The organism is Pseudorhodoferax soli (assembly GCF_003337555.1).
In the GTDB taxonomy this organism is placed as follows: Bacteria; Pseudomonadota; Gammaproteobacteria; order Burkholderiales; family Burkholderiaceae_C; genus Pseudorhodoferax; species Pseudorhodoferax soli.
On record NZ_QPJK01000002.1, the window covers coordinates 850,983 to 865,999 of the forward strand.

The following is a 15,017-nucleotide window of genomic DNA, read 5'->3' on the forward strand; positions in this document are numbered from 1 at the left end:
GGATTCAGGTGCACAGCGCGCCGCTGTCGGCATCGAAGACCAGCAGGCGCTCACCGCGCAGCGCGATGCGCACGGGCTGCTGCGCACGCCAGTCGGCGCGGCCCGGTACCTTGACGCGCAGCCGCTGCGTGCCGACCTGCACGCTCACGATGCTGTGCTTGCCGAGCGGCTCGACGGCGTAGACGGTGGCGTCCAGGCAGTCCTCGCCGGCCAGCGGGCCGGTGCCTGGCGGGCGCAGTGCCAGCTCGGACGGACGCAGGCCCAGCAGCAGCCGGCCGCCGCGCGCATGCAGCGCCAGCCGCTCGCCCAGCGCCGTGGAGATGGGCTGCGGCAACGCGCCGTCGACCGTCAGCGCGCAAGGCTCGCCCAGCGACAGCGTGACCGGCAGCACGTTGGTGGCCGGGTCGCCGATCAGCCGCGCCACCTGCACGTTGGCGGGCCGCGCGAACACCTCGTCGGGCGTGCCGACCTGCTGGATGCGCCCGCCGATCAGCACCGCCATGCGGTCGGACACGGCCATGGCCTCCACGCCATCGGGCGTGAGCCACAGCGTGGGCTGGCGCAGCCGGTTCTGGCGGCGGCGGATCTCGCCGCGCAGCGTGTGGCGCAGCTTGGCGTCCAGGTGGCCGATGGGCTCGTCGAGCACGAAGACGGACGGGTCCTGCACCAGCGCGCGGCACAGCGCCACGCGCTGCTTCTGCCCGCCCGAGAGCTGCGAGGGCAGGCGCTCGCGCAGGTGCGCAATCTCGGCCAGTTCCAGCACCTCGTCGATGCGCTTTTTCTGCTGTGCGGCCGACCAGCGCCCGGCATGGCCCGGCGCCTCCAGCGGCGAGGCCACGTTGCGCGCCACACTCAGCGTGGGGTACAGCGCGTACGACTCGAACATGTGGGCCACGCGGCGCGCCTGCGGCGGCAGCGTGCCGAAGGGCCGGCCGCCGACCGTCAGCGTGCCGGAATCGGGCCGGTCGAGCCCGCTAATGAGCCGCGCGAGCGTGGACTTGCCCGCGCCCGAGGGGCCGGTGATGCCGAACACCTCGCCCTCCTGCACCGCCAGGTCCACGCCGTCGAGCGCCTGCAATGCGCCGAAGCGCTTGCCCAGCGCCTCGATGCGCAGCGCGCCAGCCTCGGCCATCTGTAGCGCGGGGCCGCGTTCGAGCAGCGCGCTCAGCATGCGGACCTCCGCGCGCCCAGCGACCGGCCCGAGGCCGTGTCGAAGGCATGCAGGCGCGACAGTGGCAGGCCGCAGGGCAGCACATCGCCGGGCCGTACCGCGCAGGGCGCGGGCTGCTCGATGTGGAAGACCACCTCGCCCGCGGCGACGCGCAGCACGTCGCGGTCGCCGCAGCATTCGCGGTCGAGCACGCGGACCTGCAGCGGCAAGGCGTCGGTGCCGGTGGCAGCGGCGCCGATCACGATGTCCTCGGGCCGAATGCCCAGCGTGATGTCCTGCGCGTGCGCCTGCAGGTCCAGCCGGTCGAGCGCCAGCGCGCAACCGGGCAGGTCGCGCAGCGCCAGCTGGCTGCCGGTGTGCACGGCGGCAAAGAAGTTCATGGGCGATTCGCCGATGAAGCCGGCCACGAACAGGTTGGCCGGCGCGTGGTACAGCGCCTCGGGCGAACCCACCTGCTGCAGCAGGCCCTGGCTCATGACGGCGATGCGGTCGGCCATGGCCATGGCCTCGGTCTGGTCGTGCGTGACCAGCACCGAGGTCAGGCCGGCGGTGGTCTGCAGGCGCCGGATCTCGGTGCGCAGCATCACCTTCTGGTCGGCGTCCAGGTGGCTCAGCGGCTCGTCGAACATCACCAGTGCCGGATCGCGCACCAGCGCCCGGCCGATCGACACGCGCTGCTGCGCCCCGCCGCTCAGCGAACGCACCGGCTCGGCCAGCAGATCGCCCAGGCCCAGCATGGCGACCACGCCGTCGACGCGCTTCTTCAGCTCATTATGTGGTGTACCACGTATGCGGAGCGGAAAAGCGATGTTGTCGTAGGTCGACATGTGGGGGTAGAGCGAGTAGTCCTCGAACACCATGGCCACATTGCGCGCCGCGCTGCCCTGCCGGCTGACATCCACCCCGTCGAACAGGATGGCGCCCGAGCTGATGGGCTCGATGCCGGCCACCATCTTGAGCGTGGACGACTTGCCGCAGCCCGACGGGCCCAGCAGCGCCAGCATCTCGCCCTGCGGGCAGTGCAGGTCGAGATCGCGCACGGCCATGGTCTTGCCGTCGTAGGACTTGCCGACCCGCTGGAGTTGAATTTCTGCCATCGCCCTCGACCGGTTGATCTGCAGCAATGTGTGCTGCGTTCGGTCGGTTGAGCAATTGACATGCCAGCCCTGAAGCCCCTCCGGGCGCCCGCTTCACCGCCGGAGCGCATCGATATGGCGCATTAGCAGGTACACCACCTAAGTGGGCGCACCAGAGGGATGCGGCGACCGGCCGCTCAGGTGCCGCCGACGTAGGGGTTGCTGCGCCGCTCGCGGCCGAAGCTGCTCTCCGGCCCGTGGCCGGGAATGAACACCGTCTCGTCGCCCATGGGCCACAGGCGCTGGACGATGCTGTCCAGCAGCTGCTGGTGGTTGCCCTGCGGGAAATCGGTGCGGCCGATGGAGCCGGCGAACAGCACGTCTCCAACGAAGGCGCGCTGGATCTGCGGCACGTGGAACACCACGTGGCCGGGCGTGTGGCCGGGACAGTGGCGCACGTTCAGGGTGTGCTCGCCCAGCGTGACGGTGTCGCCATCGTCCAGCCAGCGCGTGGGCGTGAAGGCCCGGGCCGGCGGGAAGCCGAACATCTGGCTCTGTTGCGGCAGGCCGTCGATCCAGAACTGGTCGCCCGGATGCGGGCCGACGATGGGCAGGGCCAGGCGTTCGGCCAGTTCGCCGGTGCCGCCGGCGTGGTCGATGTGGGCGTGGGTCAGCCAGATCTGCTGGAGCGCGAGGCCGCGCTCGGCCACGGCGGCGAGGATGCGGTCGAGATCACCGCCGGGGTCGATGACGGCGGCCTGCAAGCTCGCGTCGTCCCAGAGCAGGGAGCAGTTCTGCTGGAACGCGGTGACGGGAATGGTGAGGTAGCGGAGCATGCGTTGCGGCGGGCGAAGGGATCGGCCGATTGTCCTGGAGGCGCGCTCCCCGCCCACCGTGCCCGGCCATGCCGGCCCCGCGCGTGTGCCGCGCGCGTGCGCCCCGCGCGCGGGTGCGGGGCGGCATGCGCCGACGGCTTCAGCGCACGCGCACGAACTTCTGCGCCCGCTTGCCGGTGTCGACCTCGCCGGCGTACAGGTTGCCCTGGCTGTCGACCGCCAGGTCGTGCACCCAGTGCAGTTCTCCGGCATAGCGGCCTGGACGGCCGGTGCTGCCGACGACGGCGCCGGTCTCGCGCAGCAGGGTCAGGATCTGGTTGTTGCGGCCGTCGGCCATGTGAAGCCAGCGCTGCTGCGGATCGCGCGACAGCACCAGGTCCCACACCGAGCCGTTGCCCGCGGTGGCCGGCTCGACGTTGAACTCCTTGACGAAGCCGCCGTCCTTGCGGAAGACCTGCACACGGTTGTTCAGCCGGTCGCAGACATACACCAGTCCGTCGCGCGCCACGCGCACGCAGTGCACCGGGCTGCCGAAGGTCGCCAGCTGCGCGGCGGTGGGCGGCGCGGTGCGGCGGCCATCGGGCTGGGCGGGCACGGCAATGGGGGGCTTGCCGTAGGCGCCCCAATGGCGCTTGTAGGCGCCAGTGTCCGAATCGAACACGATCACGCGGTTGTTGTGGTAGCCATCGGCCACGTAGACCTCGCGGGCATCGATGTCGACCTCGACGCCCGCGGCCCGGCCCAGGCGCGTGGTGTCGGCGCTGCCGGTCTGCGGGCCGACCTTGCCGATCTGCAGCACGAATTTGCCGTCCGGCGTGAACTTGAGGATCTGCCCGTCGTTGTTGCCGTTGCCGGTGACCCAGACGAAGCCCTTGGCGTCCACGTACAGGCCGTGCTCGTTGCCGGGCCAGTCGTAGCCCGCCCCCGGGCCACCCCAGGAGCGCAGCAGGGTGCCGGCGGCATCGAATTCCAGCACTGGCGGCGCGGGCAGGCAACAGCTGGAGTGCGGCGGGTTCAGGGCGGCGCCGCGCTCGTCCTCGGTCAGGCTGCCTGGGCGCTGCAGAACCCAGACATGGTCTGCGCTGTCGGTGGCGATGCCGCTGACCTGCCCCAGGATCCAGCGGTTGGGCAGCGGCTTGGGCCAGTTGGCATCGACGCGAAAGGCCGGTGCCTCGGTGCCGCCGCCCGGGCCGGTGGCGCAGGCGCCCAGGGTGGCGAGCACGGCACCCGCCGCGAGCGCGTACAGCAGCCGGGCGAGCCGGCGTGGAATGGGATGCATGGGCGGTGTCTCCTGGTCTTGAATGGAGCCGCATCATCGGTGCCGCGCTGGCGACGCGCAAGCCGCAGCGGTGGCCGTCAAACCTCCGTCAGACTCCTGCCCGGCATGCCTCGCGCATCCGGGCCGCGCTGCCGGATGCGACCTGGGTGCGACCTGGGTGCGACCTGGGTGCGACCTGGGTGCGCCCGCATGTGCGCGAGATGGTGTCGCCGCCGGCCGATGGCCGGAGCATCAGACCGGGGTGTACATCCCGGCGCTGCAGCCCAAGGCCTGCACGGCCCGGTTGCGGCCCTGGGCCTTGGCCTGCAGCAAGGCCTGGTCGGCCCGGTCGAGCAACTGCTCCAGCGGCGGCGCCTTGTCCTCCATGCGGAAGATCACGAAGCCAACCGAGAAGCTGAACGGCAGGCTGCGGCCGTCGCGCAGGCTCAGCGGCTGCTCGGTCCGCAGCAGCACGCGCTGCAGGAAGCGCCCCGCGCGCTCGGCATCGCAGTCGTGCAGCAGCAGGCAGAACTCCTCGCCGCCGTAGCGGCCCGCCAGGTCGCCCAGCCGGACGCTGCCGTTCAGCAGCCGCGCCGCATGGGCGATGACCTTGTCGCCCACGAGATGGCCGTGGGTGTCGTTGATGCGCTTGAAGTGGTCCAGGTCGAGCATGACCACGGCGAAGACATCGCCCACGTTGGCCATCTGCAGTGCGGCCTGTGCCTTCTCGAAGAACACGCCGCGCGCGTACAGGCCGGTCAGGCTGTCGCGTTGGTAGGTCTGCTGGAGCGCGACGCGCTGGCGTTCGTGCAGCATGCAGAAGAAGGCCAGCGAGCAACTGCTCACGAACACCAGGCCCACCACGAGCATGGGGTGGGCGTACAAGGGTCCGTCCGGGCTCCAGACATCGGTGGCGGTGGACGCCGCGCGCACCACGAAGCTGGCGGCCGCCACCAGCAGCGAGGCCAGCACCCAGGCCTCCGGGCGCCCGCGCGGCCGCACGCGCAGCTGCGGCAGGAACAGCACCGCGCCGTGCAGCAGCAACAGGCCCAGGCCCAGGGCGCCGACCCCCGCCAGCACGGCATAGGGCGCGTGCCAGGCCTCGGCGCCCAGCAGCGCCGCCATGGTCAGCAGCACCAGGCACCAGCTCCAGCGCGCGCGGCGCAAGTGGCCGCCTTCCAGCACCGCAAAGCTGAGGCCCATGGTCGCCACGGCGCTCAGCATGGCCAGGTTGGGCACCACGTAGCTCAGCGGGCCTGGCAGCAGCGACCGTGCGAGGACGCCGGCCGCGGCCAGGGCGACGCAGAGCAGCGCCGCGGCCCACAGGCGCAGCGGGCGCTCGAATCCCGGCATGCCGCGCGATGCGTTGGCCGCGAACACGGCCGTGATCAGGGCGCACAGTCCCAGGCAGACGAACAGCGAACCCGGTGTCGGCCCGAAAGCGGGAAGAAGCGGCAAGGCAAGCCCCGTTCAAGAAATATTTGCTTGCATTCTCGGATGGACTGGCCGCCGGCCCGGTGAAAAGACCCGCCGGCTTTGCGCAGGGTCTCCATGCCGCAACGTTTGTGCGGCTTCAGCTGGCCCAGGGGGCCTGCGCGAAGGCGTGGGCGAGGTAGTCGGCGAGTGCCTGCACGCGCGCTGGCTTGGCGCGGCCCGGCGGCGTCACGATGTGCAGCGCGATGGGGTCGACCTGCCAGGCCGGCATGGCCTGTACGAGCCTGCCGGCCCGCAGGTCTTCCCAGGCCAGGAACTCGGGCTGCAGCGCCAGGCCCAGCCCCGCGCGCAAGGCCGGCACCAGCGCCTCGGCGTTGTTCACGCGCAGGGCCGAGGGCACGACCTGGGCGAACTCGCCGCTGCGCGCATGGCGGAAACGCCAGCCCTCGCCCACGCGCGAGTGCACATAGCGCAGCGCGCGGTGGCTGGCCAGCTCGCGCGGGTGGGCCGGCTGGCCGTGCTGCGCGAAATACGCCGGCGCGCCCACGAGCAGGATGCGCACCGCGCACAGGCGGCGCGCCAGCAGGCTGGAATCGGGCAGGCTGGAGATGCGCAGTGCAAGATCGAAGCCCTCGGCCACCACGTCGATCAGCGCGTCGCTGAAGTGCACGTCCAGCGTGACCTCCGGGTGCTGGGCCATGAAGCCCGGCAGCACCGGCCCCAGGTGCGTGACACCGAAGGACATGGGCGCTGCCACGCGGACCGTGCCGCGCAGGCTCTTGGACTGCTCGGTGACCTCGGCCTCCACGGCCTCGCCCTCGGCCAGGATGCGGGCGGCGCGCTCCAGCGCCAGTTCGCCGCTGGCGGTGAGCGACATCTTGCGCGAGGTGCGGTGGAACAGCACCACGCGCAGCCGCGCCTCCAGCCGCGTGATGGCCTTGGACACGGTGGGCTGCGAGACCACCAGGTCGGCCGCGGCACGCGCGAAGGAACCGGTCTCGGCCACCTTGGCGAAGATCGCCCAGGCTTCCAGATCAGGCAACCTGGACATGCAAGGATCGGAATAGATTGTTTTCCATCTTTTCTATTCTCTTATAGACCAGGGATTTCTACAGTCACTCCATCGCAACACGCACGGCACACGCCACAGGAGAAAACACCATGATCGAACGCCGCCCCTTCGCAGAACTCGGTGGAGAAAACCACGGCTGGCTCGACGCCAAGCACCACTTCTCGTTCGCCGGCTACCACGACCCGGCCCGCATGCACTGGGGTGCGCTGCGCGTGTGGAACGACGACACCATCGCCGCCAACACCGGCTTCCCACCGCACGGCCACGCCGACATGGAAATCATCACCTACGTGCGGGAAGGTGCCATCACCCACGAGGACAACCTGGGCAACAAGGGCCGCACCGAGGCCGGCGACGTGCAGGTGATGAGCGCAGGCAGCGGCATCCGCCATGCCGAGTACAACCGCGAGCCGGTCACCACGCGCATCTTCCAGATCTGGATCATGCCCAACGGCCGCGGCAAGCCGCCGGCCTGGGGCGCCAAGCCCTTCCCCAAGGCCGACCGCGCCGGCCAGTTCGTGGCCCTGGCCAGCGGCCTGCCGGGCGACGACGAGGCCCTGCCGATCCGCACCGATGCCCGCGTCTCCGGCGCCACGATCAAGGCCGGCCAAACCACGACCTACCAGCTGGGCGCGGGCCGCCGGGCCTACCTGGTGCCGGCCGAGGGCGCGGTCGAGGTGGACGGCGTGCGCATCGACACCCGCGATGGCGCGGCGATCAAGGACGTGGACAGCTTCAGCGTCACCGCGCTGTCCGACGCCGAGGTCGTGCTCGTCGATTCCGCGGCCTGAGCACAAGCGTTCCAGCCGCAGCACAACGCATCTAGTCCACCCCCGGGTCAGCACCTATGGTGCGCCCCATTCCCTGCCCTTCCCCCGTCCACAAGGAGTTCACCATGGCCATCACCGCAACCCCCACCCCCGGCGCCAAGCTGCTCACGCCCAACGACCACACGCTGGTCATGATCGACTTCCAGTCGCAGATGGCGTTCGCCACGCACTCGATCGATCCGGTGCAGCTGCGCTCCAACGCGGCGCTGGTGGCCAACGCGGCAGCCGGCTTCAAGGCCTCGACCATCCTGACCACGGTGGCGGAGAAGAGCTTCTCGGGCCCGATGTTCGAGGAAGTCACCGCGCCGTTCCCGGATCTGAAGCTGCTGGACCGCACTTCGATGAACACCTGGGAAGACGCCGCCGTCATCGACCGCATCAACGCCCTCGGCAAGAGCCGCATCGTGCTGGCCGGCCTGTGGACCAGCGTGTGCATCGTCGGCCCGGCCCTGTCGGCACTGGACCAGGGCTTCGAGGTCTACGTGATCGCCGACGCCTGCGGCGACATCTCCACCGAGGCCCACAACCGCGCCATGGACCGCATGGTGCAGGCCGGCGCGCAGCCCATCACGGCGTTGCAGTACCTGCTGGAAATGCAGCGCGACTGGGCCCGCACCGACACCTACGACATGACCACCGGCGTCGCGCGCAAGTTCGGCGGCGGCTACGGCATCGGCATCAACTACGCTCGCGCGATGTTCGGCGCCCACGAAGGCTAGGAACAGAACTACCCCTTTGCCTGGCTCACTGCGTGTAGCCAGTCCATCCCCCCCGAGGGGCGCACCCAGCGGCCTGGCAGAGCCAGTTCCGCGGGTGCCCCCCGCATGGCCTGCTCCGCGGCCTTCGGAGCAGCAGCATGCCAGCCTTGTTTTGTCCACCGGCGCGCAGCGCCACCATTGACCGGAGTCCACCATGAGCACCATCGTTACCGCAGACGGCACCGCGATCTTCTACAAGGATTGGGGCCCCAAGGACGCGCAGCCCATCATGTTCCACCACGGCTGGCCGCTGTCCTCGGACGACTGGGACACGCAGATGCTGTTCTTCGTGCAGCGCGGTTTCCGCGTCGTGGCGCACGACCGGCGCGGCCATGGCCGCTCGGCCCAGGTCAGCGAAGGCCATGACATGGACCACTACGCGGCCGACGCGTTCGCCGTGGCCGAGCACCTGGATCTGCGCAACGCGGTGCACGTGGGCCACTCCACGGGCGGTGGCGAGGTGGCGCGCTATGTCGCCAAGCACGGCCAGCCGGCCGGCCGCGTCGCCAAGGCGGTGCTGGTGTCTGCCGTGCCGCCGCTGATGCTCAAGACGGACAACAACCCCGAAGGCCTGCCGATGGAGGTGTTCGACGGCTTCCGCGCCGGTGTCGCCGGCAACCGCGCGCAGACCTTCCTGGGCGTGCCGACGGGCCCGTTCTACGGCTTCAACCGGCCCGGCGCGACCGTGCACGAAGGCGTGATCCGCAACTGGTGGCGCCAGGGCATGATGGGCAGCGCCAAGGCCCACTACGACGGCATCAAGGCCTTCTCGGAAACCGACCAGACGGACGATTTGAAGGCCATCACCGTGCCGACGCTGGTGCTGCACGGCGACGACGACCAGATCGTGCCCATCGCAGATGCGGCACTCAAGGCCATCAAGCTCTTGAAGAACGGCACGCTCAAGGTCTACCCGGGTTACTCGCACGGCATGCTGACGGTGAACGCCGACGTGCTGAACGCCGACATCCTGGCTTTCATCCAGGGCTGACCCCATGCGCGCCGGCCAAGACCTTGCCGATGTGGTGCTGCGCGGTGGCCGCTTCACCACGCTCAACCGCGCCAACCCCACGGCCACGGCCGTGGCCATCCGCGGTGGGCGCTTCGCCGCCGTGGGCAGCGACGCCGAGGCGATGGCGCTCGCCGGCCCGGCCACGCGGGTGATCGACCTGGCCGGCAAGAGCGTGCTGCCCGGCCTGATCGACAACCACCTGCACATCATCCGCGGCGGCCTCAACTTCAACCTGGAGTTGCGCTGGGACGGTGTGAAGAGCCTGGCCGACGCCATGGCCATGCTGCGCGCGCAGGTGGCGATCACGCCCGCGCCGCAGTGGGTGCGCGTGGTGGGCGGCTTCACCGAACACCAGTTCGCCGAGAAGCGCCTGCCCACCATCGCCGAGCTCAACGCCGTGGCGCCCGACACGCCCGTGTTCCTGCTGCACCTGTACGACCGCGCGCAGCTCAACGGCGCCGCGCTGCGCGCCGTGGGCTACACCCGCGACACGCCCGCGCCACCCGGCGGCGAGATCGTGCGCGACGCGGCCGGCAACCCCTCGGGCCTGCTGCTGGCCAAGCCCAACGCGAGCATCCTGTACGCCACGCTGGCCAAGGGCCCCAAGCTGCCCTACGACTACCAGCTCAACTCCACGCGGCACTTCATGCGCGAGCTGAACCGGCTGGGCGTGACGGGCGCCATCGACGCGGGTGGGGGCTTCCAGAACTACCCGGACGACTACCAGGTCATCCAGGAGCTGGCAGACAAGGACCAGCTGACCATCCGCCTGGCCTACAACCTCTTCACGCAAAAGCCCCAGCAGGAGAAGGCCGACTTCCTGAACTGGACCGCCACCTCGCAGTACAAGCAGGGCACGGACTACTTCCGCCACAACGGCGCGGGCGAGATGCTGGTGTTCTCGGCCGCCGATTTCGAGGACTTCCGCCAGCCGCGGCCCGACATGGCGCCCGAGATGGAAGGCGACCTCGAAGAAGTGGTGCGCATCCTGGCGCAGAACCGCTGGCCCTGGCGCATGCACGCCACCTACGACGAGACCATCAGCCGTTCGCTCGACGTGTTCGAGAAGGTCAACCGCGAGGTGCCGCTGGCGGGCCTGAACTGGTTCTTCGACCACTGCGAGACCATCTCGGAGAAGTCGATCGACCGCATCGCCGCGCTGGGCGGCGGCATCGCCGTGCAGCACCGCATGGCCTACCAGGGCGAGTACTTCGTCGAGCGCTACGGCGCCGGCGCGGCCGCGGCCACGCCGCCCGTCAAGCGCATGCTGGAGAAAGGTGCCAAGGTCTCGGCCGGCACCGACGCCACGCGCGTGGCCTCCTACAACCCGTGGGTGTCGCTGTCGTGGCTGGTCACGGGCAAGACGGTCGGCGGCCTGCAGCTGTACCCGCAGCGCAACTGCCTGGACCGCGAGACCGCGCTGCGCATGTGGACCGAGAACGTGACCTGGTTCAGCAACGAGGAAGGCAAGAAGGGCCGCATCGAAGTGGGCCAGCTCGCCGACCTGGTGGTACCCGACCGCGACTTCTTCGCCTGCCCCGAATCCGACATCGCCGACACCACGGCACTGCTGACCATGGTCGGCGGCAAGGTGGTCTACGCGGCCGGCCCCTTCGCCGCGATTGACGCGGGCGGGCCGCCGCCGGCCATGCCCGACTGGTCGCCCGTGCGCCGCTTCGGCGGCTATGGCAACTGGGGCGAACAGGGCGCGCCGCTGCAGGCGGGCATGCAAAGCCAGGCCATGCGCCAGGCCGCGGCCGCCTGTGCCTGCGCCAACGACTGCAACGTGCACGGCCACCAGCACGCCACGGCCTGGAGCAGCCAGCTGCCGATCAGCGACCTCAAGGGCTTCTGGGGCGCGCTGGGCTGCGCCTGCTGGGCGGTCTGATGGACATCGTGCGCAGCGCCTTCGCAGCGCCGTGGGTGCAGAGCCTGGCGCTGCTCTTGCTCTGCGGCGCCTACCTGCAAGGCGCGTTCGACAAGGCGCGCGACTTTCCTGCGGCGGTGGCCGAGATGCGGCAGTTCGGCCTGGCGCCGGCCGCGCCCCTGGCCGCGGCCACCATCGCGCTGGAGGCCATCGCCTCGGCCATGGTGGTCAGCGGCTGGGGCCGCTGGCTGGGCGCGCTGGCGCTGGCGGGCTTCACGCTGCTGGCCAACCTGCTGGCCGCGCGCTTCTGGACACTGCCCGCCGCCGAGCGCCGGCCCGTGGCCAACACCTTCTTCGAACACCTGGGCCTGGCGGGCGCGTTCCTGCTCGTCGCCTGGCATGACCTGGGCACCGCACCATGAGTACGCCACCCTCCTCCTCCGGCAGCTTTGCACCGCTGCGCCAACCCATCTTCGCGGTGCTGTGGGCCGCCACCGTGCTCGGCAACATCGGCAGCTTCATGCGCGACGTGGCCAGCGCCTGGATGGTGACCGAACTGTCGGCCAGCCCCACAGCTGTGGCGCTGATCCAGACCGCGGCCACGCTGCCGATCTTTTTGCTGGCGATCCCGGCGGGCGTGCTGTCCGACATCCTGGACCGGCGCCGCTTCCTGATCGGCATCCAGGTGCTGCTGGCGCTGGTCAGCGGCGGGCTGCTGGTGCTGGCCCACACCCAGACGCTGACCGTGGAATACCTCGTCGCGCTGACCTTCCTGGGCGGCGTGGGTGCGGCGCTGATGGGGCCGACCTGGCAATCCATCGTGCCCGAGCTGGTGCCGCGGCAGGACCTCAAGAACGCGGTGGCGCTGAACTCGCTGGGCATCAACATCGCCCGTGCGCTGGGCCCGGCCGTGGGCGGCCTGCTGCTGGCCAGCTTCGGCGCCGCGGCAGCCTACGGCGCCGACGTGTTGAGCTATGTGTTCGTCATCGCCGCACTGCTGTGGTGGAAGCGCCCACCGGCGGTGGACAGCGCGCTCTCGGAGCAGTTCTTCGGCGCCTTCCGGGCCGGGCTGCGCTACGCCCGCGCCAGCCGCGAACTGCACGTGGTGCTGCTGCGCGCCGCGGTGTTCTTCCTGTTCGCCAGCGCGGTGTGGGCACTGCTGCCGCTGGTCGCGCGCCAGATGCTGCAGGGCACGGCCGGCTTCTACGGCGTGATGCTGGGCGCCGTGGGCGCGGGCGCCATCGGCGGCGCGCTGCTGCTGCCGCGCCTGCGCCAGCGGCTGGACGCCGACGGCCTGGTGCTGCTGGCCGCGCTGCTGGCCGCCGCGGTGATGGCCGCGCTGTCCTTCGCGCCGCCCCAGTGGGTGGCCGTGCTGCTGATGCTGGTGCTGGGCCTGGGCTGGATCATCGCGCTGACCACGCTCAACGGCGTGGCCCAGGCGGTGCTGCCCAACTGGGTGCGCGGGCGTGGCCTGGCGATCTACCTGATGGTCTTCAACGGCGCCATGGCGGCCGGCAGCCTGGCCTGGGGCCTGGCCGCGCAGCAGATCGGCGTGCCCATGGCGCTGCTGGTGGGCGCGGTGGGCCTGGTCGTCATCGGCTTCGTGTTCCACCGCGTCAAGCTGCCCACCGGCGAGGCCGATTTGCAGCCCGCCAACCACTGGCCCGAGCCCATGCTGACGGCGCCCGTCGCGCACGACCGTGGCCCGGTCGTGGTGCAGGTGGAGTACCGCGTGCGCCGTGCCGACCGGCCCGGCTTCCTGCGCGCCATGCAGGCGGTGGAACGCGAGCGCCGGCGCGATGGCGCCTACGCCTGGGGCGTGGCCGAGCACACGGGCGAGCCCGAACGGGTGATCGAGTGGTTCATGGTGGAGTCCTGGGCCGAGCACCTGCGCCAGCACCACCGCGTGTCCAAGGCCGATGCCGACCTGCAGGCCCAGGCGCTGCGCTTCCACATCGGGCCGGAGCAACCGGTCGTGCACCACTTCCTGGCGCTGGACCCGCGCCAGCCCGACGCGGCGCCGGCCGACGCCGACGCCGCAGCCCACGGCCACGCGCACTGATGCGCCGGTAATGCGCCGGCCGCCGGCGCGCTGCCCCGCGGATTCGGGCGGCCGGCCGGCCGCTGCCACCACAATGGCGGCGTGTCCGCCGCCACCAGCCCCCTGCCCGCTCCTTCCGCCGACGCGCTCGGCTGCACCGCCGCCAAGCTGCATGCCAGCCAGGATCTGCATGCCGAGGGCCTGCAGATCTACCGGCGCCGATCGACGGACCGGCACATGGGCCAGGTGGTGACAGCCGCGAGCGGCCGGGGCCACCTGGTCGGCATCGCGCTGACAGGCGGCCATGCCAGGCGCCTGCTGCACGGCCGCCAGGGCGAGACCCACCACTTCGGCCCCGGTTCGGTCTACATCCGCAGCTTTGCCGACGACTACCGCGCCGACCTGCACTCGCCCTTCGACTTCGTGCTGCTGGAACTGCCGCCCACGCTGTTCGACCGCTCCAGCGCCGGCCACTGCGGCCGGCGCGTGGCCGGCCTGCGCACCAGCACCGCGGCGGACGATCCGGTGCTGGCGGCGCTGGGCCGGGCGCTGCTGCCGGCGCTGGCCCGGCCGCAGGAGGCTTCGCCCCTGTTTCTGGGCCAGATGGCCACGGTGATCCAGACCCACCTAATCGAACGCCACGGCGACGGCCTGGCCGACGCGCCGGCCATCGGCGGCCTGGCCCGGCGGCAGGAGCGCCTGGCCAAGGAGATGCTGGCCAGCCGGCTGGACGGTGGCCTGTCCATGGGCGAGATCGCGGAGGCCTGCGGCCTGTCGCGCAGCCACTTCGCGCGGGCCTTCCGTACCAGCACCGGGCATTCGCCGACACAGTGGCTGCAGTCGCAGCGCGTGGACGCGGCCTGCGCGCTGATGGCGCAGTCCAGCCGCACGCTGGCCGAGATCGCCGCGGCCTGCGGCTTTGCCGACCAAAGCCATTTCACGCGGGTGTTCCGCCAGTTGAAGGGGATGGCGCCGAACCGCTGGCGCCAGATGCGCTAGGCGCCGGGCTTCAGGCGGTGCCCAGGCCCTGGGCGTCGTCGTCCACCTCGGCGCCGTGCCGGTGCCACCAGCGCCAGGCGAAGAAGCCCGCCAGGCCCAGCGCAGCCAGGGCGGCCAGCGCCATGCCGGCCGCGGCCAGGCCGTCCAGCAGCGTGCCGAGCTGGCGGCTGAAGACGGCGCCCAGCGTGAGGTACAGCGCCGACCAGAGCGCGCTGGCCAGCGTGTCGTTGAGCAGGAAGCGGCGCGAAGACATGCCCGCCGCACCGGCCATGGGGGCGGCGACGACCGACACGCCCGGCACGAACTTCGCGGCCAGCAATGCGCCGCCGCCATGGCGTGCCATCAACGAGGCACCGCCCACCACGCAGGAGTCCGGCGACAGCGAGAAGCGGCACAGCAGGCCCATGATGCGCTGGCCGTAGCGCCGGCCCGCGAGGTACCAGAGCCCGTCTCCCAGCACGTTGGCCAGCGTGGCCACGGCCAGCGCCGGCAGCCACAGCGCCAGCAGGCCGCCCGGCGTGGCCATGGCCACGCCACCCGCCACCACCAGCAGCGGTGCGGCCGGCAGCGGCACCCCCGCCCGCGCCGCCAGCGTCACGGCGAAGACGAGCGTCAGCCCGTACTCGACCATCAGTGACGACAAGGCTTGCATGGCGGAAGACT

At 71.2% G+C, this 15,017-nt stretch carries 14 protein-coding genes; 7 read left to right on the forward strand and 7 right to left on the reverse strand.

Translation table 11 applies throughout. From position 1 onward, the window contains the following. Positions 1–4 precede the first annotated feature (4 nt). The 6 genes from DES41_RS10685 to DES41_RS10710 form a co-directional block, all read right to left on the reverse strand. A complete protein-coding gene (locus tag DES41_RS10685; RefSeq protein WP_114467588.1) occupies positions 5–1,171 on the reverse strand; it encodes an ABC transporter ATP-binding protein in 1,167 nt (388 codons plus the stop codon). Next, positions 1,165–2,268, reverse strand: coding sequence for an ABC transporter ATP-binding protein (locus DES41_RS10690; RefSeq protein ID WP_114467589.1), 1,104 nt, complete (start codon positions 2,266–2,268; stop codon positions 1,165–1,167). The genes DES41_RS10685 and DES41_RS10690 overlap by 7 nt, the downstream gene beginning before the upstream one ends. A gap of 176 nt (positions 2,269–2,444) precedes the next feature. Continuing rightward, a complete protein-coding gene (locus DES41_RS10695) occupies positions 2,445–3,083 on the reverse strand; it encodes an MBL fold metallo-hydrolase (RefSeq protein ID WP_114467590.1) in 639 nt (212 codons plus the stop codon). Between the two features lie 139 nt (positions 3,084–3,222). Then, positions 3,223–4,362: an NHL repeat-containing protein gene (locus tag DES41_RS10700; protein ID WP_114467591.1), complete on the reverse strand. Its 1,140-nt coding sequence runs from the start codon at positions 4,360–4,362 to the stop codon at positions 3,223–3,225. A gap of 231 nt (positions 4,363–4,593) precedes the next feature. After that, positions 4,594–5,799 (reverse strand): GGDEF domain-containing protein, encoded by a 1,206-nt coding sequence (locus DES41_RS10705; protein ID WP_114467592.1) that lies wholly within the window; start codon positions 5,797–5,799, stop codon positions 4,594–4,596. 115 nt (positions 5,800–5,914) lie between these two features. Then, on the reverse strand, positions 5,915–6,826 hold the full coding sequence (locus DES41_RS10710; RefSeq protein ID WP_114467593.1) for a LysR family transcriptional regulator: 912 nt from the start codon (positions 6,824–6,826) through the stop codon (positions 5,915–5,917). A gap of 110 nt (positions 6,827–6,936) precedes the next feature. Here DES41_RS10710 and DES41_RS10715 point away from each other — a divergent pair, with 110 nt between their 5' ends. From DES41_RS10715 to DES41_RS10745, 7 genes are all read left to right on the forward strand, one after another. Further along, the gene (locus tag DES41_RS10715; protein WP_114467594.1) at positions 6,937–7,638 is read left to right on the forward strand and encodes a pirin family protein; all 702 of its coding nucleotides are present in this window, start codon (positions 6,937–6,939) and stop codon (positions 7,636–7,638) included. Between the two features lie 104 nt (positions 7,639–7,742). Then, complete coding sequence (locus DES41_RS10720; protein WP_114467595.1) at positions 7,743–8,396, forward strand: isochorismatase family protein; 654 nt, start codon at positions 7,743–7,745, stop codon at positions 8,394–8,396. A gap of 193 nt (positions 8,397–8,589) precedes the next feature. Continuing rightward, entirely contained in the window at positions 8,590–9,426 is an 837-nt protein-coding gene (locus DES41_RS10725; RefSeq protein WP_114467596.1) for an alpha/beta fold hydrolase, read from the forward strand. Between the two features lie 4 nt (positions 9,427–9,430). After that, positions 9,431–11,335, forward strand: coding sequence for an amidohydrolase (locus DES41_RS10730; protein WP_114467597.1), 1,905 nt, complete (start codon positions 9,431–9,433; stop codon positions 11,333–11,335). Then, positions 11,335–11,736, forward strand: a complete 402-nt coding sequence (locus DES41_RS10735; protein ID WP_114467598.1) for a DoxX family protein — start codon at positions 11,335–11,337, stop codon at positions 11,734–11,736. Before DES41_RS10730 ends, DES41_RS10735 begins: the two co-directional genes overlap by 1 nt. Further along, positions 11,733–13,376: an MFS transporter gene (locus DES41_RS10740; RefSeq protein ID WP_114467599.1), complete on the forward strand. Its 1,644-nt coding sequence runs from the start codon at positions 11,733–11,735 to the stop codon at positions 13,374–13,376. Before DES41_RS10735 ends, DES41_RS10740 begins: the two co-directional genes overlap by 4 nt. 81 nt (positions 13,377–13,457) lie before the next feature. After that, positions 13,458–14,354 (forward strand): helix-turn-helix domain-containing protein, encoded by an 897-nt coding sequence (locus DES41_RS10745; RefSeq protein ID WP_114467600.1) that lies wholly within the window; start codon positions 13,458–13,460, stop codon positions 14,352–14,354. A 10-nt stretch (positions 14,355–14,364) separates the two neighbouring features. On the opposite strand, the gene DES41_RS10750 is transcribed toward DES41_RS10745, so the two are convergent. Further along, on the reverse strand, positions 14,365–15,006 hold the full coding sequence (locus tag DES41_RS10750) for a DedA family protein (RefSeq protein ID WP_114467601.1): 642 nt from the start codon (positions 15,004–15,006) through the stop codon (positions 14,365–14,367). Positions 15,007–15,017: the final 11 nt, after the last annotated feature.

Coding starts and splice junctions, on each gene's coding strand:
- DES41_RS10740 (WP_114467599.1), top strand. CDS start 11,733: ATGAGTACGCCACCCTCCTCCTCCGGCAGCTTTGCACCGCTGCGCCAA.
- DES41_RS10750 (WP_114467601.1), bottom strand. CDS start 15,006: ATGCAAGCCTTGTCGTCACTGATGGTCGAGTACGGGCTGACGCTCGTC.
- DES41_RS10685 (WP_114467588.1), bottom strand. CDS start 1,171: ATGCTGAGCGCGCTGCTCGAACGCGGCCCCGCGCTACAGATGGCCGAG.
- DES41_RS10735 (WP_114467598.1), top strand. CDS start 11,335: ATGGACATCGTGCGCAGCGCCTTCGCAGCGCCGTGGGTGCAGAGCCTG.
- DES41_RS10725 (WP_114467596.1), top strand. CDS start 8,590: ATGAGCACCATCGTTACCGCAGACGGCACCGCGATCTTCTACAAGGAT.
- DES41_RS10730 (WP_114467597.1), top strand. CDS start 9,431: ATGCGCGCCGGCCAAGACCTTGCCGATGTGGTGCTGCGCGGTGGCCGC.
- DES41_RS10690 (WP_114467589.1), bottom strand. CDS start 2,268: ATGGCAGAAATTCAACTCCAGCGGGTCGGCAAGTCCTACGACGGCAAG.
- DES41_RS10710 (WP_114467593.1), bottom strand. CDS start 6,826: ATGTCCAGGTTGCCTGATCTGGAAGCCTGGGCGATCTTCGCCAAGGTG.
- DES41_RS10700 (WP_114467591.1), bottom strand. CDS start 4,362: ATGCATCCCATTCCACGCCGGCTCGCCCGGCTGCTGTACGCGCTCGCG.
- DES41_RS10720 (WP_114467595.1), top strand. CDS start 7,743: ATGGCCATCACCGCAACCCCCACCCCCGGCGCCAAGCTGCTCACGCCC.
- DES41_RS10715 (WP_114467594.1), top strand. CDS start 6,937: ATGATCGAACGCCGCCCCTTCGCAGAACTCGGTGGAGAAAACCACGGC.
- DES41_RS10695 (WP_114467590.1), bottom strand. CDS start 3,083: ATGCTCCGCTACCTCACCATTCCCGTCACCGCGTTCCAGCAGAACTGC.